General features: G+C 72.0%; 17 protein-coding genes. 14 read left to right on the top strand and 3 right to left on the bottom strand.

The window, feature by feature from the left end:
* Window positions 1-139 precede the first annotated feature (139 nt).
* Window positions 140-1,903 (bottom strand): phospholipid carrier-dependent glycosyltransferase, encoded by a 1,764-nt coding sequence (locus AB0J10_RS00955; RefSeq protein WP_363056394.1) that lies wholly within the window; start codon window positions 1,901-1,903, stop codon window positions 140-142.
* A 74-nt stretch (window positions 1,904-1,977) separates the two neighbouring features.
* Here AB0J10_RS00955 and rsmI point away from each other — a divergent pair, with 74 nt between their 5' ends.
* The 7 genes from rsmI to AB0J10_RS00920 all read left to right on the top strand — a co-directional run bounded on the left by rsmI (window position 1,978) and on the right by AB0J10_RS00920 (window position 9,540).
* Window positions 1,978-2,856 carry a 16S rRNA (cytidine(1402)-2'-O)-methyltransferase gene (gene rsmI / locus AB0J10_RS00950; protein WP_138054769.1) on the top strand — a complete coding sequence of 293 codons (879 nt, stop codon included), beginning with the start codon at window positions 1,978-1,980 and terminating at the stop codon, window positions 2,854-2,856.
* Window positions 2,857-3,014: 158 nt separating this feature from the next.
* A complete protein-coding gene (locus AB0J10_RS00945; RefSeq protein ID WP_363056391.1) occupies window positions 3,015-3,527 on the top strand; it encodes a hypothetical protein in 513 nt (170 codons plus the stop codon).
* A 122-nt stretch (window positions 3,528-3,649) separates the two neighbouring features.
* Window positions 3,650-4,576: a TatD family hydrolase gene (locus tag AB0J10_RS00940; protein ID WP_363056389.1), complete on the top strand. Its 927-nt coding sequence runs from the start codon at window positions 3,650-3,652 to the stop codon at window positions 4,574-4,576.
* Between the two features lie 448 nt (window positions 4,577-5,024).
* Window positions 5,025-6,248 (top strand): ubiquitin-like domain-containing protein, encoded by a 1,224-nt coding sequence (locus AB0J10_RS00935; RefSeq protein WP_363056387.1) that lies wholly within the window; start codon window positions 5,025-5,027, stop codon window positions 6,246-6,248.
* On the top strand, window positions 6,245-7,120 hold the full coding sequence (gene rsmA, locus AB0J10_RS00930) for a 16S rRNA (adenine(1518)-N(6)/adenine(1519)-N(6))-dimethyltransferase RsmA (RefSeq protein ID WP_363056385.1): 876 nt from the start codon (window positions 6,245-6,247) through the stop codon (window positions 7,118-7,120). Before AB0J10_RS00935 ends, rsmA begins: the two co-directional genes overlap by 4 nt.
* Window positions 7,117-8,010, top strand: a complete 894-nt coding sequence (locus AB0J10_RS00925) for a 4-(cytidine 5'-diphospho)-2-C-methyl-D-erythritol kinase (RefSeq protein ID WP_363056383.1) — start codon at window positions 7,117-7,119, stop codon at window positions 8,008-8,010. The genes rsmA and AB0J10_RS00925 overlap by 4 nt, the downstream gene beginning before the upstream one ends.
* 204 nt (window positions 8,011-8,214) lie before the next feature.
* Window positions 8,215-9,540: an acyltransferase gene (locus AB0J10_RS00920; RefSeq protein ID WP_363056381.1), complete on the top strand. Its 1,326-nt coding sequence runs from the start codon at window positions 8,215-8,217 to the stop codon at window positions 9,538-9,540.
* On the opposite strand, the gene AB0J10_RS00915 is transcribed toward AB0J10_RS00920, so the two are convergent.
* Window positions 9,508-9,753, bottom strand: coding sequence for a DUF397 domain-containing protein (locus AB0J10_RS00915; RefSeq protein ID WP_363056379.1), 246 nt, complete (start codon window positions 9,751-9,753; stop codon window positions 9,508-9,510). The two genes, AB0J10_RS00920 and AB0J10_RS00915, sit on opposite strands and share 33 nt — an antisense overlap.
* Window positions 9,750-10,565: a helix-turn-helix transcriptional regulator gene (locus AB0J10_RS00910; RefSeq protein ID WP_363056377.1), complete on the bottom strand. Its 816-nt coding sequence runs from the start codon at window positions 10,563-10,565 to the stop codon at window positions 9,750-9,752. The genes AB0J10_RS00915 and AB0J10_RS00910 overlap by 4 nt, the downstream gene beginning before the upstream one ends.
* A gap of 242 nt (window positions 10,566-10,807) precedes the next feature.
* Here AB0J10_RS00910 and AB0J10_RS00905 point away from each other — a divergent pair, with 242 nt between their 5' ends.
* From AB0J10_RS00905 to galK, 7 genes are all read left to right on the top strand, one after another.
* A complete protein-coding gene (locus tag AB0J10_RS00905; protein ID WP_363056375.1) occupies window positions 10,808-12,613 on the top strand; it encodes an ABC-F family ATP-binding cassette domain-containing protein in 1,806 nt (601 codons plus the stop codon).
* 231 nt (window positions 12,614-12,844) lie between these two features.
* Window positions 12,845-14,746 (top strand): PQQ-binding-like beta-propeller repeat protein, encoded by a 1,902-nt coding sequence (locus AB0J10_RS00900; protein ID WP_363056373.1) that lies wholly within the window; start codon window positions 12,845-12,847, stop codon window positions 14,744-14,746.
* 78 nt (window positions 14,747-14,824) lie between these two features.
* Complete coding sequence (locus tag AB0J10_RS00895) at window positions 14,825-16,672, top strand: PQQ-binding-like beta-propeller repeat protein (protein WP_363056371.1); 1,848 nt, start codon at window positions 14,825-14,827, stop codon at window positions 16,670-16,672.
* 208 nt (window positions 16,673-16,880) lie between these two features.
* Window positions 16,881-17,585, top strand: a complete 705-nt coding sequence (locus AB0J10_RS00890) for a LuxR C-terminal-related transcriptional regulator (RefSeq protein WP_363056369.1) — start codon at window positions 16,881-16,883, stop codon at window positions 17,583-17,585.
* 544 nt (window positions 17,586-18,129) lie between these two features.
* The gene (galT, locus tag AB0J10_RS00885) at window positions 18,130-19,197 is read left to right on the top strand and encodes a galactose-1-phosphate uridylyltransferase (RefSeq protein ID WP_363056819.1); all 1,068 of its coding nucleotides are present in this window, start codon (window positions 18,130-18,132) and stop codon (window positions 19,195-19,197) included.
* Window positions 19,194-20,159 (top strand): UDP-glucose 4-epimerase GalE, encoded by a 966-nt coding sequence (gene galE, locus AB0J10_RS00880; protein ID WP_363056367.1) that lies wholly within the window; start codon window positions 19,194-19,196, stop codon window positions 20,157-20,159. Before galT ends, galE begins: the two co-directional genes overlap by 4 nt.
* A complete protein-coding gene (gene galK / locus AB0J10_RS00875) occupies window positions 20,156-21,334 on the top strand; it encodes a galactokinase (RefSeq protein ID WP_363056365.1) in 1,179 nt (392 codons plus the stop codon). The genes galE and galK overlap by 4 nt, the downstream gene beginning before the upstream one ends.
* Window positions 21,335-21,408 lie beyond the last annotated feature (74 nt).

Here is a 21,408-nt window from a genome sequence, read left to right as displayed (position 1 = left end):
CAAGCGGGTCTGCCGCTCTCGGAGATGGAGAGGCTGCCGTCTCCGGGCCGTAGAGCGACGGCCCAGGGCGACCGGAGACACCCGTCGACGACCACGGCGGCCCCGGCACCACCACGCGCCGGGACCACCGTCGTGCCTGCTAGACCCAGGTGTCCAGCCACATCCGGGCCCGCCAGTCGTCCATCGGGATCGGATCGCCCGTGAACAGCGGCCAGAAGTAGATGAAGTTCCAGATGACGAGCAGCACCAGCACGCCGGCCGTGACCGCGCCCACCGTCCTGCGGCGCTCTCCGGGGGCGAAGCCCTGTTCCGGTGGGGCGGCGGGGACGCCGGTGCGCTGGGCCGGGCCGATGATCGCGCCCAGGAACATCGCGACGGCCAGGCACAGGAACGGGACGAAGACGACCGCGTAGAAGATGAAGATCGTCCGCTCCTGGTAGAGGAACCACGGCAGCCAGCCCGCCGCGATCCCGCAGGCGATCGCTCCCGCGCGCCAGTCGCGGCGGAAGGCCCAGCGCCACAGCGCGTAGACGACGGCCAAGCAGGCGATCCACCACAGTACGGGAGTGCCGATCGCCAGGACCTCGCGTGCGCACTTCTCGGTGGCGGTCACGGGGCAGCCCGCGGTTCCCGCCGCCGGGTCCTCGTAGAAGTAGGAGACCGGACGGCCCAGGACGATCCAGCTCCACGGGTTGGACTCGTAGGTGTGACCGGACGTCAGATTGACGTGGAAGCTGTAGACCTCGGTCTCGTAGTGCCACAGGCTCCGCCACCAGTCGGGGAACACCACGCTCCAGGGGCTGTCGTCGCCCGCCGTCGCCGCCCAGTCCCGGAAGTAGCCCTTGTCCGTGAAGATCCAGCCGGACCAGGAGGCGATGTACGTGGCGACCGCCACCGGCAGACCGACGAGGGCCGGGAGGAGGTCGCGCCTCAGCACCGCCACGTACGGGCGGACCGCACCGGCCGTCTTTCGCGCGCCCGCGTCCCACAGCAGCGTCATCAGACCGAACGCGGCCAGGAAGTACAGGCCGTTCCACTTCGTGCCGATCGCCAGGCCCAGCATCACCGCCGAGGCGATCCGCCAGGGCCGCGGGCCCAGCCGCAGGGTCTCAGCGATCCGCGGGCCCGGACGCAGCACGCCCTCCGCGTCGACCGGGAGCGCGTCCGCGAACCGCCGTCTCGCCCGGTCGCGGTCGATCAGCAGAGAGCCGAACGCCGCCAGCACGAAGAACATCAGCACCTGGTCGAGCAGCGCCGTGCGGCTCATCACGAAGTGCAGGCCGTCCACGGCCATCAGCGCGCCCGCGAGGCACCCGAGGAACGTCGAACGGAACAGCCGCCTGCCGATCCGGCACAGCATCAGGACCGACAGCGTGCCGAGCACGAACACCATGAAGCGCCAGCCGAACGGGGTGAACCCGAAGATCTGCTCGCCGAGTCCGATGATCCACTTGCCCACCGGCGGGTGCACCACATAGCCGGGGTCCGACGGGATCGCGACCGCGTCCGGGTTCGCCAGGATCGCCTTGTCGACGTCCTTGGGCCAGGAGCCCTCGTAGCCCTGGTTGACCAGGGCCCATGCGTCCTTCGCATAGTACGTCTCGTCGAATATCACCGCCTTGGGGCTGCCCAGCTGCCAGAACCGCAGAAGCCCGGCCACCAGCGCCACCAGCAGCGGGCCGCCCCACGAGGAGAAGCGCTCAACCCGGCGCGCCGCTCCCGGCGGCACCCCGAGCAGGGACCACAACCGGTCGGAGGGCCGGGTGTACGGCGGCACCAGCCGCTCGCGCAGCCCGATGCCGGGTCTGGGCACATGGCCGAATCTGCGCAGGCGCTGCTGCCAGGGCGGCGGCTGTTCCACGACGTCCCGACCGTGCGCGGCCCGTGGGGCGGTACTGGTCACCGCGCCATCGTAGGGAACGCGTCTGTGCGAGGGGTGGGGCCCGCCCTGCGAGGATTGCTCCTGTGACTGGATCGGTGACTGGAACACTCGTACTGGCAGGGACCCCCATCGGTGATGTGGCGGACGCCCCGCCGCGGCTCGCGGCCGAGCTGGAGAACGCCGACGTGGTCGCAGCGGAGGACACCCGGCGGCTGCGCCGCCTCACCCAGGCGCTGGGGGTGCACACCCGCGGTCGGATCGTGTCGTACTTCGAGGGCAACGAGTCCGCCCGCACCCCTGAACTGGTGGAGGCGCTGGAGAGCGGGGCGCGGGTGCTGCTCGTCACCGACGCCGGGATGCCGTCCGTGTCCGACCCCGGCTACCGGCTCGTCGCCGCGGCCGTGGAGAAGGACATCAGGGTCACAGCCGTGCCCGGCCCGTCCGCCGTGCTGACCGCGCTGGCCCTGTCGGGGCTCCCGGTGGACCGGTTCTGCTTCGAGGGCTTCCTGCCCCGCAAGGCGGGCGAGCGGCTGGGCCGGCTGCGCGAGGTCGCGGACGAGCGCCGGACGCTCGTCTACTTCGAGGCGCCGCACCGCCTCGACGACACGCTCGCCGCCATGGCCGAGGTGTTCGGCGCGGACCGCAGGGCGGCGGTCTGCCGGGAGCTGACGAAGACGTACGAGGAGGTCAGGCGCGGCGGCCTCGGGGAGCTGGCGGCCTGGGCGGCGGAGGGCGTGCGCGGGGAGATCACTGTCGTCGTGGAGGGCGCCCCGGCCCCGGGGCCTTCCGAGCTGGGCGCGGACGAGCTGGTGCGCAGGGTGCGGGTGCGCGAGGAGGCGGGGGAGCGGCGCAAGGAGGCCATCGCGGCGGTCGCCGCCGAGGCGGGCCTGCCCAAGCGGGAGGTGTTCGACGCGGTCGTCGCGGCAAAGAACGCGGCAGGAACAGGACCGTCGAACGGTAAAGGTCTATCGTGAAAGGCAAAGCTCGGACCGCGCGATCACGCCTTCCGGAATGCGCCGGCCAAATCCTCGCCAAATAGCCGGAAGGTCTGATGTCATCCCGCGGCGACAGGAGTCCACTGGTAGAGGACGCACCCCGCCGAACAGGGGGCAGTGGATCAGGAGGAGCTGGCATGAGCGACACAGCGGGCACCCCGAGCGGCGCGGCCCCCCTTCCGGTCGGCGCACCCGAGACGGTGCAGGAGTCCTACGCCTTCGCCTGTATGCGGTGCGGCTACGGCTGGGAGCAGACCTACGACATCGAGCACCACATCGACGGCACGGGCCGGCCCTTCTTCACCTACCGCGTGCAGGGGCAGGTCGTTCCCTCCCCGCTGAACCGGCTGACCTGCCTCAACTGCGGCGGGCAGAAGGTCCGCATCATGCGTGCGGGGCAGGTGTCCGGCCTCGCCGAGTCGCTGCGACGCCAGCACTTCGCGCCCCCGAACTTCGCCACCGCCGGGCCGGTTCCGGCGTCCGAGGCGGAGTCGAGGGTTCCAAGGCGCCGCCACGGGGCACACGCCGCCGACGCGTCCGCGTCCGAGGAGGCCGCGTCCGAGGGGGCCGTGGCGGGAGCCGCCGTACCCGAGGGCGCGCCGCGCCGCGGCCTCGGCGGGATGTTCCGCGGTTTCCACCGCCGCAAGTGAGTCCGGCGGGTCTGGTGCCCGGGGCGGGTCGACCGTGAGCACGGGCCCCTGCCGGTGAACGCCGTCCGCGGGCCCGCCGCCGTGCGTGAGGCCGTGGCCATGGTCCTCGTACGATCGTGGGCATGAGTGCCAAGCCCAACGACACCCCTCCGCCGCTGCCCGCACCGCTGGCCGTGCCGGTCGCCGATTCGCACACCCATCTGGACATGCAGAGCGGCACCGTCGAGGAGGCGCTGGAGAAGGCGGCGAAGGTCGGTGTGACGACCGTCGTCCAGGTGGGGTGCGACATCAACGGCTCGCGCTGGGCGGCCGAAACGGCGGCGCGGCACGGGAACGTCCACGCGGCGGTCGCGCTTCACCCGAACGAGGCACCGCGAATCGTCCACGGCGACCCCGTCGAGCAGGCGCCGCGAGACGAATCGGCCAAGGGCGGTGGTGGGAGTCGGGCGGGACGGCCCCGGCAGGGTGCGCGGCGCGGCGGCGGGGACGCCGCGCTCGACGAGGCGCTCGCCGAGATCGAGCGGCTGGCGGGTCTCCACCAGGTGCGGGCCGTCGGCGAGACCGGGCTCGACCACTTCCGTACGGGTCCCGAGGGCATCGCCGCCCAGGAGCGGTCCTTCCGCGCCCACATCGAGATCGCCAAGCGCCACGGCAAGACCCTCGTCATCCACGACCGCGACGCCCACGCCGACGTTTTGCGGATCCTGGCCGAGGAGGGAGCCCCGGAGCGCACGGTCTTCCACTGCTACTCGGGGGACGCGGAGATGGCGCGGACCTGCGCCGACGCCGGGTACTTCATGTCCTTCGCCGGCAATGTCACCTTCAAGAACGCCCAGCCGCTGCGGGACGCGCTCGCCGTCGCCCCGCTGGAACTCGTCCTGGTGGAGACCGACGCGCCGTTCCTGACGCCCGCGCCCTACCGCGGTCGGCCCAACGCGCCGTATCTCATTCCTGTCACGGTGCGCGCGATGGCCGCGGTGAGAGGGATCGACGAGGACGCCATGTCGGAGGCGATTGCTTCGAACACGGCTCGTGCATTCGATTACTGAAGGATAACGAACCGTCACATTCCAGGACCTGTCTGGCATGGCGTCGCGACACCGGGTAGCCGTCCTGCTTTGGAGAGTGACGAGGAGCGGCTAGGGTCCCGGCCTCGTGAGCACTTCGCAGGGCAGTCACCGTGCCGCGCGCGGCGGTCGCCGCGCCGCCCGGCTCATGGAGCCCCCGCCGCCGCCCGTGCCGCCGGCGCCCGTCAGGGTCCCGCCGCACGGGCGGGCGGTGCCGGTGTCTCCGTACGCTCCGACGGTCACCGCGTTCCGGCCCGGGACGCCCGAGGGCCCACCCGGCGGTCCCGGCGGTGGCCGCCCCGGTCCCGACGGCTCCGTCCCGGCCGGACGGCCTCCGGCCCCCGGCGCACCGGGCCGCCCCGCCGGTCCGGGCGGCGCACCCGTCAGTGGGGCCGCGGGGCCGGCGACCGCCGCGGTTCCCGCCACTCCCATGGGCCGCGGCGCCGATGCCCGCCCGGCTCCCGCCCCTCCCGGCAGCCCCGCCGGCGGCCGCGCCGCCGCCCGGGCCGAAGCCCGCCGCGCCGCCCGCCGCCGCAGGAGCGGACCGTTCACGCTCGGCGGTACCGACGGACTGCGCCGCCTCATCCCACAGGCCCTCGTCGTCGCCTTCCTCGCCGGCGGCACCACCGCCTTCGTCGCCGCCGACAAGGCCGTCCGCCTCAGCGTCGACGGGGTGCCCCGCACCCTGCACACGTTCGCCGACGACGTGGACGAACTCCTCGCCGAGGAAGGGGTCACGGTCGGCGACCACGACATCGTCGCCCCGGCCCCCGGCACCGAGCTCTCCCACGGCGACGAGGTCGTCGTCCGATTCGGCCGACCCGTCACCCTCACCATCGACGGCCGCAGCCGCCGGGTGTGGACGACCGCCCGCACCGTCGAGGAGGCGCTGCACCAGGTCGGGGTGCGGGCGAACGGCGCGTCCGTGTCCGTCTCGCGCTCCCGGTCCATCTCCCGCGGCGGCCTCGACGTCGACGTGCTGACCGAGCGCACCGTCACGCTCCTGGCCGACGGCAGGGCCCGCACCATCCGCACGAACGCGGCGACCGCACAGGAGGCCGTCGAGGCGGCCGGCATCACCCTCGGCGGTCAGGACACCACCTCCGTGCCTCCGGACAGCTTCCCGCGCGACGGCCAGACGATCACCGTCATGCGCATCAGCGACACCGAGGAGGTCCGCGAGGAGCCCGTCCCGTACGACACCGTCCGGACCGAGGACCCGGAGCTGCACCGAGGCACCGAGGTCGTCGCACGGGCGGGGCGGGCGGGCGTGCGGCGTGTCACCTACGCGGTGCGGACCGTGAACGGCGTCCGGCAGAAGCCCCGGAAGGTCTCCGAGGAGGTCGTGCGGCAGCCGGTCGCCCGGCAGGTGAGGACCGGCACCAAACGGCCGCCCGAATCGGTACGGGGGGCCGACGGACTGAACTGGAACGCGCTGGCGCAGTGCGAGTCGGGCGGGCGCCCGGATGCGGTGGACCCGTCGGGCACCTACGGCGGGCTGTACCAGTTCGACACCCGCACCTGGCAGTCGCTCGGCGGCCGAGGCCGACCCCAGGACGCCTCCCCCGAGGAACAGACGTACCGGGCGAAGAAGCTGTACGTGCAACGGGGGGCGAGTCCGTGGCCGCACTGCGGCCGTAGGCTGTACCGGTGAGCACCACCGATCCCGATGCCCTCCTCGGCCCCGCCGACATCCGAGAACTGGCCGCAGCGCTTGGCGTACGCCCCACCAAGCAGCGCGGCCAGAACTTCGTCATCGACGCCAACACCGTCCGCCGGATCGTCCGCACCGCCGAGGTGCGGTCCGACGACGTGGTCGTGGAGGTCGGCCCCGGGCTCGGCTCCCTCACCCTCGCGCTGCTGGAGGCGGCGGACCGGGTGACAGCCGTCGAGATCGACGACGTGCTCGCCGCCGCACTGCCCACCACGATCGCCGCCCGGATGCCGGAGCGAAAGGACCGCTTCGCGCTGGTCCACTCCGACGCGATGCACGTGCGGGAGCTTCCGGGCCCCGCGCCCACCGCGCTCGTCGCCAACCTCCCGTACAACGTGGCCGTCCCGGTCCTGCTGCACATGCTGGAGCGCTTCCCGACCATCGAGCGGACGCTGGTCATGGTGCAGTCCGAGGTCGCCGACCGGCTCGCGGCCCGGCCCGGCAACAAGGTCTACGGCGTGCCGTCGGTCAAGGCGAACTGGTACGCCGAGGTCAAGCGGGCCGGGGCGATCGGCCGGAACGTCTTCTGGCCCGCGCCGAACGTCGACTCCGGGCTCGTCTCCCTGGTCCGTCGCACCGAGCCGCTGAAGACCACCGCCACCAGGACCGAGGTCTTCGCGGTCGTCGACGCGGCCTTCGCACAGCGCCGCAAGACACTGCGGGCCGCGCTCGCCGGCTGGGCGGGCTCCCCGGCGGCGGCGGAGGCGGCACTGGTCGCGGCCGGGATCTCGCCCCAGGCGCGGGGCGAGTCGCTGACGGTGGAAGAATTCGCGCGGATCGCGGAGCACAAGGGAGCCGGGGAAACCACGTGAGCGTCACCGTACGGGTACCTGCCAAGGTCAATGTCCAGCTGGCCGTCGGCGGGGTCCGCGACGACGGGTACCACGACCTGGCCAATGTGTTCCTGGCCGTCGGGCTGTACGACGAGATCACCGTCACCCCCGCGAAGTCGCTGACCGTCACCTGCACCGGCCCCGGCGCCGACCAGGTGCCGCTGGACCGCACGAACCTCGCCGCGCGGGCGGCGGAACTGCTCGCCGCGCGGTACGGCATCGACCCGGCCGTGCACATCCACATCGACAAGGACATCCCCGTCGCCGGCGGCATGGCGGGCGGCAGCGCCGACGGCGCGGGCGCCCTCCTCGCCTGCGACGCGCTGTGGTCCACCGGGGCGTCGCGGGAGGAACTGCTCGGCATCTGCGCCGAACTGGGCAGCGACGTGCCGTTCAGCCTGGTCGGGGGTGCCGCCCTCGGCACGGGCCGGGGCGAGCGACTCACGGAGCTGCCCGTCGGCGGGGCGTTCCACTGGGTCTTCGCCGTCGCCGACGGGGGGCTGTCCACCCCGGCGGTCTACCGGGAGTTCGACCGGCTCAGCGAGGGCACCGACGTCCCCGCGCCGACGGCGTCCCCGCTGCTGCTGGACGCGCTGCGCACCGGCGACGCGGGCGCACTGGCCGGGGCACTGGTCAACGACCTCCAGCCCGCGGCCCTCTCGCTGCGTCCGTCGCTCGCGGACACGCTGCGCACCGGCACTGAAGCGGGTGCGCTGGCCGCGCTCGTCTCGGGCTCCGGGCCGACGACCGCGTTCCTCGCCAAGAACGCGGACTCGGCGGGTCAGATCGCCGAGGCGCTGCTCGCGTCGGGGACCTGCCGCGCGGCGCGTGTCGCAGAGGCCCCGGTGCCGGGGGCGACGATCCTGTAGTCGGCAGCTCGGCAGCTCGGCAGCTCGGCAGCTCGGCAGCTCGGCAGCTCGGCAGCTCGGCAGCTCGGCGGTTCGGCGGCTCCACGGCTCCGCGGTGTGGTGCGGTTCGGCGGTTCTGCAGCTCTGCGGTTCTGCAGCTACTCAGGTGCGAGTTGAGTACCAACGCCCTCACGCCCATGCGCCCCCGGGCGGGACCGTGGGCGCATGGGATCACGCGTACGAGCGTTCGCCGAGGCGACACCGGACACCCGGGACCGTTATGTCGACCTGCTGAGGGTCGTCTCGCTCGGGACCGTCGTGCTCGGGCACTGGCTGATGGCCGCCGTCACCGCCGACGGCGTCGGCAACCTGCTCGCCGTCGTGCCGGAGCTCCAACTCCTCACCTGGGCACTGCAGATCATGCCGGTGTTCTTCTTCGTCGGCGGCTTCTCGCACGCGCTCTCCTACCGCTCCCTGCGCCGCAGGCACCCCGCGGACGACGGCACCTCGCTCTACGCGGCGTTTCTGCGGGCGCGGCTGCGGCGACTGCTGCGGCCCACCATGGTCTTCGTGCTCGTCTGGGGCGCGGCGGCGCTGCTGGTGCAACTGCTGGGCGGTGGCGGCGGGTTGACGGGCGTCTCGCTGAGACTCGTCACCCAGCCGCTGTGGTTCATCGGCATCTACCTGGCGATGGTCGCCTTCACCCCGCCGCTGCTGAAGCTGCACGAGCGGTACGGCTGGGGCGCGTTCGGGGCGCTCGTCGCCGGCGCGGTCCTCGTGGACGTGCTCCGGTTCGCGCTGGGGGTCCCGTTCGTGGAGTTCCTGAACTTCGCCTTCGTCTGGCTGGCCGTGCACCAGCTCGGCTTCCTGCGGGCCGACGGATGCCTCCGGCTGCCGTCGGCGCTGGCGGCGACCGGGCTGGCCGGGGCCGCGCTGCTGGTGGCGGCCGGTCCGTACCCGCTGTCCATGGTCGGCATGCCGGGGGAGAAGGTCTCCAACATGGCCCCGCCCACGCTGGCGCTGCTCTGCCACGGGCTGTGGCTGGTCGGCGCGGTGGAGCTGCTGCGCGGGCCCGGCGCCCGGCTGGTGGCCCGGCCCCGGGTCTGGCGCGGCGTCGTCGCTGCGAACGGCGTCGCCATGACCGCGTTCCTGTGGCATCTGACCGCGATGCTCGGGGTCTACGGCGCGCTGCTCGCCGCGGGCGTCACGCTGCCGGAGCCCGCCTCTGCCGCCTGGTGGGCGCAGACCCCGCTGAGGATAGCCGCGGCGGCGCTCCTCACGGCGCTGCTGGTCGCCGCGTTCCGGGGCTTCGAACAGCCCTCACCCGCACCGGTCCGGCCCGGCTCGGGCCCGCTCGCCGCGCTCGGAATCACCCTCTGCCTGTTCGGAGTGCTCGGCCTGTCCATGGTCGGCTTCGCCGGTCTGCTCGAAGGCCGCACGGCCACCCTGATCGCGGTGCCGGTCAGCGCCCCGGCCGCGGTCGCGATGGCGCTGGCGGGCTGGTGGCTGGTGGAACGGTCAGGCTTCGCCGTACGCCGAGACGAACGCTGACCAGACGGCGGCGGGGACGGCGAGCTGAGGGCCGTCGGGGACCTTGGAGTCGCGGACGTGGACGGTACCGGGGCAGGCGGCGACCTCGACGCAGTTGTCGCCCTGAGTGCCGCTGTAGCTGGACTTGTGCCAGGACAGGGCGACTTCGACGCAGCTGTCGCCCTGGTCGCTGCTGTAGCTGGACTTGAACCAGGCGAGTTCGGCAGTGCTCATAGCGCTCCTCGGATTCGCTCCAGCAGACACCTTGAGTCACCAGGGGTAAGGGCCTGCGAGCGCAGTGTGTCATACCGCTGTTGGAGTGGGACCACCTCCCTCGGGTCGCTGATCAGACGGCCGTTGCGTTGCCCCTCGGAGTAGGCATACCTCTTGCCATCCGGCCCTTCCAGTAACTGCAACGGTCCTGCCAGGCAGGCGTGGAACTCGGATTCGGTCGGCATGACTTGAAGCGTCACGTTCCGGCGCGCACTGCTCGCAAGTACGTGCGCGAGCATCTCCCGTGCTACCTCGCGGCCGCCGAGACGCTGACGGAAGACGGCTTCCGCGACGATGAAGCTGAACGGGACGTTCGGCAGCTCAACCAGCAGTCGTTGGCGCTCCATTCGCATGAGGAGCTGGTTCTCCAAGTCCTCATCTGTCAGTGGCGGCACGGCGTTCTCGTAAACGGCGCGGATGTACCCCTCCGACTGCAGCAGCCCCGGCACCATCCGGCACTCGTACGTGCACAGGCTCACCGCCGTCCGCTCCCGCCGCGCCCACTCGCGGAACCACGACGCCAGTCCCGGCTGCCGCGTCAGATGCCCGAACGCCCGCCGCAGCGCGCCCGTGTTGCCCAGTGCCGCCTCCGCCAGCTCCACGAACTGCGTGTCCGGCATCCGGCGGCCCAGCTCGATCGAGGCCACCGTGTGCCGGGAGAAGCGCACCATCGGCGCGAACGCCTCCCGCGTCAACCCCGAATGCTCCCGCAGCCCCTGCACGAACGCCCCGAACGTCCTCAGACTGTCCGACGACACCGGCTCGTCGTCCACCCCGGCCAAATCCGCCACCTCCAGGTGCGTTTCCCCGCCCTCAGGCCCCAGGCTCCAGGCCGACGGCCACCCACGGCCGTCCAGAGCTCACACGGTCAACTGGGGCGACCCACCCAGCGTCGCGACCCGGTCGCGTACTGTCCACTCTCCGTGGATGTACGGTCGCGCACCGTACGCGCGGACTGCGGACGGTGCGCCCCGACTACCCTGGTAGGTCGATCGATCCCCCTGTCAGGAGAGAAATGGCCGTCAATCTGGTCAATGTCGAGGCAGTCAGCAAGGTGTACGGCACCCGTGCCCTGCTCGACGGAGTGTCGCTCGGCGTCTCCGAGGGTGACCGCATCGGAGTCGTCGGGCGCAACGGAGACGGCAAGACCACGCTGATCCGCATGCTCGCCGGGCTGGAGGAGCCCGACACCGGCCGGGTCACCCACAGCGGCGGACTGCACATCGGGGTGCTCACCCAGCACGACTCGCTCGACCCCGCCGCCACCATCCGCCACGAGGTCATCGGCGACCTCGCCGACCACGAGTGGGCCGGCAACGCCAAGATCCGCGATGTGCTCACCGGTCTCTTCGGCGGGCTCGACCTGCCCGGCTTCCCGCAGGGCCTGGACACCGTCATCGCCCCGCTGTCCGGCGGTGAGCGGCGCCGGATCGCGCTCGCCAAGCTGCTGATCGCCGAACAGGACCTGATCGTCCTCGACGAGCCCACGAACCACCTGGACGTCGAGGGCATCGCCTGGCTCGCCCAGCACCTCCGGGCACGCCGCTCGGCACTCGTCTGCGTCACCCACGACCGCTGGTTCCTCGACCAGGTCTGCACCCGCATGTGGGACGTCCAGCGCGGGACGGTGTACGAGTACGAGGGCGGCTACTCCGACTATGTCTTCGCCCGCGCCGAGCGCGAGCGCATCGCCGCGACCGAGGAGACCAAGCGGCAGAACCTCGTCCGCAAGGAGCTCGCCTGGCTGCGCCGCGGCGCACCGGCCCGTACGTCGAAGCCCCGCTTCCGCGTCGAGGCCGCCAATGAGCTGATCAAGGACGTGCCGCCGCCGCGCGACACCTCCGAGCTGATGAAGTTCGCCACCACCCGGCTCGGCAAGACCGTCTTCGACCTCGAGGACGTCACCGTCCAGGCCGGCCCGAAGGTCCTCCTCAAGCACCTGACGTGGCAGCTCGGCCCCGGCGACCGGATCGGCCTGGTCGGCGTGAACGGCGCCGGCAAGACCTCCCTGCTGCGCGCCATGGCCGACGCCGCGGACAGCGACGGCGAACGGCAGCCCGCCGCCGGGCGGATCGTCACCGGCAAGACCGTGCGGCTCGCCTACCTCTCGCAGGACGTCACCGAACTCGACCCCGAACTGCGGGTGCTGGAGGCCGTCCAGCAGGTCCGCGACCGTGTGGACCTCGGCAAGGGCCGGGAGATGACCGCTGGCCAGCTGTGCGAGCAGTTCGGCTTCGCGAAGGAGAAGCAGTGGACCCCGGTCGGCGACCTGTCCGGCGGTGAGCGGCGCCGACTCCAGCTTCTGCGGCTGCTGATGGACGAGCCGAACGTCCTCTTCCTCGACGAGCCCACCAACGACCTCGACATCGAGACGCTGACGCAGCTCGAGGACCTCCTCGACGGCTGGCCGGGCTCGATGGTCGTGATCTCCCATGACCGCTTCTTCGTCGAGCGCACGACCGACCGTGTGCTCGCGCTCCTCGGTGACGCGACACTGCGGATGCTGCCGCGCGGCATCGACGAGTACCTGGAGCGCAGGGCGAGGGTCACGCAGGCCGCGGCTCCGGCACCTGCCGCGCCCACGAAGCCCGCCGGGGCGGAGAGGTCCGCGGCGGACCAGCGGGCCGCGAAGAAGGAGCTGCAGAAGATCGAGCGGCAGCTCGACAGGATCTCCGAAAAGGAATCCACGCTGCACTCGCAAATCGCCGAAAACGCCACCGATTTCGAGAAAGTGGCGGAACTCGACGCGCGCCTCCGTGAACTCTCGGGTGAGCGCGAAGAGTTGGAAATGCGCTGGCTCGAACTCGCCGAGGACGCGTAGCGGCGGCGCACGCCGGTCGCGTAACAAGGGCATCACAGGCCGGTTCTCCCTTGGGTACAGGGGCGGACCGGCCCGCTTCTTGACATGCTCCGGGTGATACAAAGAAGCCCCGCTCGACTGACGTGACGTTGCGGAATCCATGTCCGATTCGCTCCATTTCCAAAGGCACATGCCCGAGGGAATCGCGGGGGAGGCCGGTCGGGCAGCGGACCGCACGAAGGGGGAGAGCTGATGACTCAGCCACCCAGCCAGCAACCGCCGCAGGGGGGCTCCGGGTCTCCGCAGGACCCTCAGCAGGGCACTCCCCAGCAACCCGTCCAGCCGCCGCAGCTGCCGCCCACCCCGCCGCACGCCCCTCCGGCCCAGCCCGCCGGTCCGCCGCAGGACGCGCAGCCCGGGTACGGCTACCCGCAGGCGGCGCCGCAGCCGGGGTACGGCTATCCGCAGCAGGCTGCCGGTCAACCCGGTCCGTACGGCGGTCAGCCCGGTCCGTACGCCCAGCAGCCGGGTCCGTACGGTCAGCAGCCTGGCCCCTACGGTCAGCAGCCGGGTCCGTACGGTCAGCAGCCTGGCCCCTACGGTCAGCAGCCCGGTCCGTACGGTCAGCAGCCCGGTCCGTACGGCGCCTACCCCACCCAGCCTCAGTACCCGGGTGCGCCCGTCCCGCCCCCTCCGGGCGGCGGCAGCGGCAACTTCTTCAAGGGCAGGCCCGCCGCGATCATCGGCGCGGCCGTGGCGGCACTCCTCGTCATCGGCGGCGGCACCTGGTTCGCGCTCAGCGGCAGCGAGGACGGCCCCAGGCCCGACGCCAAGCAGACCGGCGGCCCGCAGCCGACCGGCTCCGAGTCCGTGGACCAGGGCGACGGCAGCGGCACCGGGCGCAAGGAGGTCGACGACCTCAACGCCGGCCGCAAGGACGGCGAGTCCAAGGTGCTCTGGCTGGCGAAGAACGAGGTCGACCTGCCGCGCAACGGCGCCGAGGTGTACGGGCCGTGGTTCGCCGGCGACATCGTCGTCAAGGGCATGTACAAGGAGGTCGCGGGCTACTCGGCCGACGACGGCAGCAAGAAGTGGAGCCTGCCGCTGCCCGCCGAGCTGTGCGCGGCCCCGGTCCGCGGCACCGACGACGGCAAGCTCGTCATCGCCTACAAGGACGGCACGAGCGACAAGGCGAACTGCACCCAGCTGCAGCTCGTCGACCTCAGGACCGGGAAGGCGGGCTGGAAGAAGACGATCACCAAGAAGGGCGCCTTCGACCTGCTGTCCAGCCTCACCCTGGCGATCAGCGGCAACACCGTGACGGCCGCCCGCACGGGCAACGGCGAGGCGTTCCGGATCAGCGACGGCGCACCGCTCTTCGGCAAGCTGCCGGGCAACTGCCAACCGCAGGCGTTCGCCGGCGGTCCGAAGCTGATCGCCGCGGAGACCTGCCGCACGGGTGACTACGACAAGACCCAGCAGCAGCTCCAGGAGCTGGACCCGACCACCGGCAAGGCCAGGTGGACGTACAGGCTTCCGGTCGACTGGCAGGTCGACAAGGTCTATTCGGTCAGCCCCCTCGTCGTCTCGATGTCGCAGCCCGACCAGAAGAAATGGAGCGTCGTCGCGCTCAACGCCAACGGGACGCTGCGCTCCCAGATCGACGGCGGCACGGACCGCTACCAGCCGCGCTGCGGCGGCGGTTTCGTCGTCTTCGGCGAGATCCTCGAGGGCTGCGTCGGCGTGGCCGCCGACGCCGACACCTTCTACATGGCCACGGAGCCCAGGAAGGGCGGCACCGCCCGCACCAACGCCGTCGTGGCGTTCGACCTCGACACCGGCAAGCGCAAGTGGCGAGCGGACGCACCCGCCGAGCAGATGATGATCCCTCTCCGCATGGAGGGTTCGAACGTCCTGGTGTACCTGGAGCCGAAGTACGACTCGGGCGGCGCGGTCGCGACGCTCGCGCCGACCGGCGGCAAGCCCACCGTGCTGCTGCAGAACCCCGCGTCGACGTCCTCGATCGAGCGAACCTTCTGGAGCCCCAGGCTCGCGTACCACAACGGCCGGTTCATCATCGCGAGCGGCCGGGTCAGCGCGAGCAACGACAAGGAGGAGAAGGAGACCAAAACGATGATGGCCTTCGGGAAGTGACCGCGTCCGGCCGGACGCCCCGACCCGGACCACCGGAACGAATCGTTTCCTTCCCACATCCCCCAGAGGTACGCAGGAATGACGCAACCACCCCAGCCCGCGCAACAGCCGGGTGAGCAGCCGAAGCAGCCGGGCGAGCAGCCGGACCCGCCCCCGAAGCAGTTGGGCGCGCAGCCGGACCAGTTGCCGCACCAGCCGTCCGGGCCGCCCCCGCAGCAGCCCGCGCAGCCTCCGCAGGGCGGCTTCGGCGCGCCCACCCCGCCGCCACAGCAGCCCGGTTACGGCTATCCGCAGACGCCGCCGCCCGGTCAGCCGGCCGGTTACGGCTATCCGCAGACGCCGCCGCCCGGTTACGGCTATCCGCAGGCACCGGGCCGGCCGACGCAGCCGATGGGCCAGCAGCAGTACGGCTACGGCTACGGCTACCCGGGGCAGCCCACGCAGCCGCAGTACGGCCCGCAGCAGCCCGGCGGCCCCGGCGGCCCCGGCGGCAAGAAGCCGAACACCCAGACGCAGATCATCATCGCCGCGGTCGTCGCCGTGGTGCTGATCATCGGCGCGGGCGTCTGGTACTCCGCGGCCAAGGGAGACGACGAACGCGGCAACGCCAAGGGCTCCAGCCAGGGCGCGGACGGCGGCAAGGACAAGGCCCTCGGCGGCGGCAAGGAGAAGGCGCCGTCCAACCCGGCGGCCAAGGTGGCCTTCCAACTCCCCCAGCCGAAGGTCACCGATGTCACCGACGTGAGCGGCTCCTGGGTCACGGACTCGCTGTACGTCAAGACCGGCATCAACTCCGTCGTCGGACACGACCTCACCACGGGCACGGTGAAGTGGACCCTTCCGCTTCCCGGCCAGGTGTGCGCCGCCTCGCGCCATGCCACGGCGGACCACAAGACGGCCATCGCCTTCGAGCCCGCCAAGCGCAAGCCGCCGCGGAACTACGAGAAGTGCAGTGAGGTCGGCGCGATCGACCTCACCACCGGCAAGCTGCTGTGGAGCAAGTCGGCCACGGGGTCCGGTGACGACAAGGCCCGCTTCAACGAGGTCACCCTCAGCGGCGGCACGGTCGCCGCGGGCGGCACCGACGGCGGAGCGGCGTTCGACCTCGCCACCGGCGCCGTCAGGTGGAAGCCCCAGGTCAACGCCGAGAACTGCTACGACATGGGCTACGGCGGCGGCCCCGCCCTCGTGGCGGCCCGCAAGTGCGGCGACTACGGCAACCAGTACGTCGTCATCCAGTCCCTGAACGCGCAGACCGGCGCGCCGGTCTCCTCGTACAAGATGCCCACGGGCGTGGAGTACGCGGGCATCGTGTCCACCAAGCCCCTCGTGGTCGCCGCCGACGTCGGCGACACCGCCGGGGACGGCAGCGGCATCTCGGACTTCTTCGTCGTCGACGAGAAGACCGGCAAGCTGAAGGTCAAGATCTCCGCCGACGCGGACCGGTTCGCCGCCCGCTGTGGCTCCACCGAGGTCGAGACCTGCCGGCACGTCGTCGTCGGCAACAACCGCCTGTACCTGCCCACCGAGGAGCACGAGGGCAGCGGGGAGTACGGCGACACCAACGAGATCGTGTCCTTCGACCTGACCACGGGCAAGCCGACCGCCGACAAGGCGGAAGCCGGTGACCGGTACACGATCTCGCCGCTGCGGATGGACGGGGGCAACCTCATCGCCTACAAGCGGCCCCCGTACGACAAGGGCGGTCGGATCGTCAGCATCGACGGCGGCACCTTCAAGCAGACGGTGCTGCTGGAGGTCCCGTCCGACGAGTCCGTCCGCGAGGCGGAGTCCAGCTTCAGTGAGGACTACTCGGAGATCCTCTACGCCGACGGACGGCTGTTCATGTCCGAGACGATGCTCAGCAAGCGGAGCGGATCGGCCTCGCGACAGGAGTATCTGGTGCTCTCCCTGAGCACGAACTGAACCACAGGTGCACGAGTGACGGAGGTCCCCCGCGCGCACGGGCGGGGGACCTCCGTCGTTCGTCAACTTGCCCCCGAACGACACGCATTTCACCGATCCGAGGGATATCTGATGCGTAGGGCAGCGCGGCGTCGAACAAGCGTGTAGCTTGCCGGGTCAGTAGTGCTGGGGGCGGGGGGCCGGCTCCAGGGGTTGGGGGGGTTGCTCGATGGGTGTGCGGCTCATGGTGGTCGACGACCACCGTTTGCTGGCCGAGGCGCTGGCCTCCGCGCTGAAACTGCGCGGACACCGGGTGCTCGCCGCTGCGGCGCCGACGGCGGGGGCGGCCGAACTCGTGGTGAGCAGGGCGCCCGAGGTGTGCCTGCTGGGGACGGCGGCGCCGGCGGAGCCGGGCGCCTTCGACCCCATCGTGCGGATCAAGCGTGAGCGTCCGCAGGTCGCCGTGGTGGTGCTCGGACCCGTGCCGTCGCCGCGGGGGATAGCGGCGGCCTTCGCGGCCGGCGCGTCGGGTTATGTGCGCCACGACGAGCGGATAGAGGGCGTCGAACGGGCCATGGCCAAGGCGCGGGCGGGCGAGGCGGCGGTGGCGCCGCAGCTGCTGCAGGGCGCGTTCACCGATCTGCTCAACCCGGCGGCCCAGCCGGACGACGAGGGGCGGCGGCTGCTGCGCATGCTGACCCCGCGCGAGGTGGAGGTGCTGGTGCGCGTCGCCGAGGGCGAGGACACCCGGCTCATCGCCGCGGGCATGGGCATAGCCCCCAGTACGGCACGCACGCACGTCCAGCGGGTGCTGATGAAACTGGGCGTCGGCTCCCGGCTGGAGGCCGCGGCCCTCGCGGCCCGCACGGGCCTCCTCGACCACGCGGCGAGCCACCCGCCGCTACCGGCCGACCCGGACCTCGACGTGGACTGAGGGAGCACGGCGCTGCGCGGCAGGCCGACGGGTGGGGCGTTCCAGAGCCCACCATCCGGGACGGATGCTCCACCGTGCCTCGATGTCCCGGCCCAGCGCCCCCGGTCTCGCCTGTGATCAGTGATCAGCGATCAGCGATCTGTGGCCTGTCGCCGGTGGCCTGTGACCTGTCGTCGGTGATCTGCGGCAGGTCCCCGGTGGGTGCGCGATGGGCCGGTGGACACGCCCCGCCGGGGTGTCGGGGCGTGTCCACCGCCCTTCAGCAACCCGGCTTTCAGCAACCCGGCCTGCCGCAACCCGGCCTGCCGCCACTCAAGGAATCCCCGGACCGGAGCCCCCGGACCGGGGCCCCCGCCCCGGAGGTCAGGGCCCGGTCCGCCCCCGGGGTCCGCACCGCCCTCCCGCAAGCGCCACCGGCCCAGTCCAACGGATTCGCTCATCTCGCCGCAGGCAAACATGTTGGATCACGAATCCTTGTGTGTGGTTATGTTGGATGTGGGGTTGGTCATGGTCGGGTCATGGTCGGGTCATGGAGGTACTCCGCGTGAAGAAGACGGTCACCAGACTCGCCGACGGCCGCGAGCTGCTCTACTACGACTCCCGCGACGACGTCGTCCGCGACGCCGTCGACCGCCGGCCGCCGGAGCCGACCGTCACCACGTCCGAGATCCGGCACGACCCGCTCCTCGGCGACGCCGTCGCCATCGCCTCGCACCGACAGGGCCGCACCCACCATCCGCCCGTCGGCGAATGCCCCCTCTGTCCCTCCCGGGACGGGCGGCTCAGCGAGATCCCCGACAGTGACTACGACGTCGTCGTCTTCGAGAACCGCTTCCCGTCCTTCGCCGGCGGGAACGGCCGCTGCGAGGTCGTCTGCTTCACCCCCGACCACGACGCGTCCTTCGCCGCCCTCACCGAGGAGCAGGCCGCGCTCGTGCTGGACGTGTGGACCGACCGCACCGCCGAGCTGGCGGAGTATCCGCAGGTCAAGCAGGTGTTCTGCTTCGAGAACCGCGGTACGGAGATCGGTGTGACGCTCGGCCATCCGCACGGCCAGATCTACGCCTATCCCTTCGTCACCCCCCGCACGGCCCTGATGCGGCGTTCCGCCGCCGCGCATCGCGCCGCCACCGGCCGGAACCTCTTCGACGACGTCGTCACGCGCGAGCTGGAATCCGCCACCCGGGTCGTGCTGGCGGGCGGCCACTGGGTGGCCTTCGTGCCGTACGCGGCGCACTGGCCCTACGAGGTACATCTGTACCCACGCCGCCGGGTGCCGGACCTGCGCGAGCTCGACGACGCGGCGCGCACAGAGTTCCCACAGGTCTATCTGGAACTCTTGAGGCGCTTCGACCGGATCTTCGGTGCCGATCAGCCACCGACGCCGTACGTCGCCGCCTGGCACCAGGCCCCGTTCGACGACGGCGCACGCGCTGCCGGTACGCGCGGCGGGCGCGAGGACTTCGCGCTGCATCTCGAGCTTTTCACCGTCCGCCGAACTTCCGGAAAGCTGAAGTTCCTCGCGGGTTCCGAGTCCGGCATGAGCGTGTTCATCAACGATGTGCCGCCGGAGTCAGCAGCCCGGCGACTGCGAGAGGTGGCGAGCGAGTGAGCAAGTACCTGGTGACGGGCGGAGCCGGCTATGTCGGCAGCGTGGTGGCCGCGCACCTGCTGGAGGCGGGGCACGAGGTCACGGTCCTCGACGATCTGTCCACGGGATTCCGCGAGGCCGTCCCGGACGGCGCCGCCTTCGTCGAGGGACGGGTCCAGGACGCGGCCCGCCATATCGGCCCGTCATACGACGGCGTCCTGCACTTCGCCGCGTACTCGCAGGTCGGTGAGTCGGTCGCGCAACCCGGCAGGTACTGGGAGAACAACGTCGGCGGGACGATGGCACTGCTCGCCGCGATGCGCTCCGCAGGGGTCCGCAAGCTCGTCTTCTCCTCCACGGCGGCCACCTACGGCGAGCCGGCCTCCACGCCGATCACCGAGTCCGACCCGACGGCACCGACCAGCCCGTACGGCGCCACCAAACTCGCCGTCGACCACATGATCGGCGGTGAGTGCGCCGCGCACGGACTGGCGGCGGCGTCCCTGCGGTACTTCAACGTCGCCGGCGCCTACGGCGACTGCGGGGAGCGCCACGACCCCGAGTCGCACCTCATCCCACTCGTCCTCCAGGTAGCGCTCGGCACCCGCGAGACGATCTCCGTCTTCGGGGACGACTACCCGACGCCGGACGGCACCTGCGTGCGGGACTACATCCATGTCGCCGACCTCGCGGAGGCCCATCTGCTCGCCATGGCCGCGATCACCCCCGGGGAGCATCTGATCTGCAACCTCGGCAACGGCAACGGCTTCTCCGTCCGCGAGGTCGTCGAGACCGTCCGCAAGGTCACCGGCCACCCGGTCCCGGAGACCGTCGCCGCCCGCCGCGCCGGCGATCCGGCCGTGCTGGTCGCCTCCTCCGCCACGGCGCAGGAGCGCCTCGGCTGGGCCCCGTCGCGGCCGGACCTCGCGGGAATCGTCGCCGACGCCTGGGACTTCGCCCGATCCCGGCGGGCGGGCGCGTGAGGGTCGCCGAGCGGTTCCGGGAGCTGTACGGGTACGAGCCCGACGGCGTCTGGGCCGCGCCGGGCAGGGTCAACCTGATCGGCGAGTACACCGACGTCAACGACGGCTTCGTCATGCCGCTCGCCCTCCCGCACACCGCGCTCGCGGCGGTGGCGCGTCGCACCGACGGCGTGCTGCGGGTCCACTCGTCCGGCACCGGCCACGGCGTGCTCGCGCGGGGCGTGGACTCGCTCGTGCCCGGCTCCGGGACGGGCTGGGCCGCGTACCCGGCGGGCGTCGTATGGGCGCTGCGGGACGCGGGGCACCCCGTCACCGGCGCGGACGTCCATTTCTCCTCGACGGTGCCGACCGGCGCCGGACTGTCGTCGTCGGCGGCCCTGGAGGTGGTCACGGCGCTGGCGTTGAGCGAGTTGCACGGACTCGGCCTGCCGCGCGAGGAACTGGCTCGGCTGGCGCAGCGTGCCGAGAACGCCTTCGTCGGCGTGCCCTGCGGGATCATGGACCAGATGGCGTCGGCCTGCTGTGTCGAGGGCCACCTGCTGCACCTCGACACCCGTGACCTCGTACGCCGCCAGGTGCCCTTCGACCTCGCTGCGCACGGCCTGCGGCTCCTCGTCGTCGACACCGGTGTGCGGCACGCCCTCGGCGACGGCGCGTACGCGGAGCGGCGCGCCTGGTGCCAGGCGGGTGCGCGGGCGCTGGGTGTGCGCACGCTGCGCGACGTCGACTGCACGCAACTGCCGGAAGCACTGGGGCGCTTGGGCGCGCCGTCCGCCGGGGGCGGAGCGCCCGGCACGCCGGACGACCGGATCAGCCGCTGCGTCCGTCATGTGGTGACCGACAACCACCGTGTGGAGCGCGCGGTCGCACTGCTCGACGCGGGAGACGTCCGCGGCGTGGGCCCGGTGCTCACCGAGGGCCATGTCTCGCTCCGCGACGATCTACGGGTCTCCTGCCCCGAGTTGGACCTCGTGGTCTCGTCCGCGAACGCCGCGGGCGCGCTGGGCGCACGGATGACCGGCGGCGGCTTCGGCGGCTCGGCGATCGTCCTCGTCGAGTCCGCGGACGAGGACTCGGTGACCGGGGCGGTCCTCGACGCCTTCGTGGCGGAGGGCCGCTCGGCGCCCCGCATCTTCCCGGCCGTCCCGTCCGCAGGCGCCCGCCGACTCGGCTGATCCGCCACGGAGGCGCATCCGTCGGCCCGCCCCGCCGGGCTCGCCGGCCTGGGCTGCCGCCGGGCTCGCCGGCC

This window comes from Streptomyces sp. NPDC049887 (assembly GCF_040656535.1).
Taxonomy (GTDB): domain Bacteria; phylum Actinomycetota; class Actinomycetes; order Streptomycetales; family Streptomycetaceae; genus Streptomyces.
This window is presented reverse-complemented; position numbering and strand designations above follow the sequence as displayed.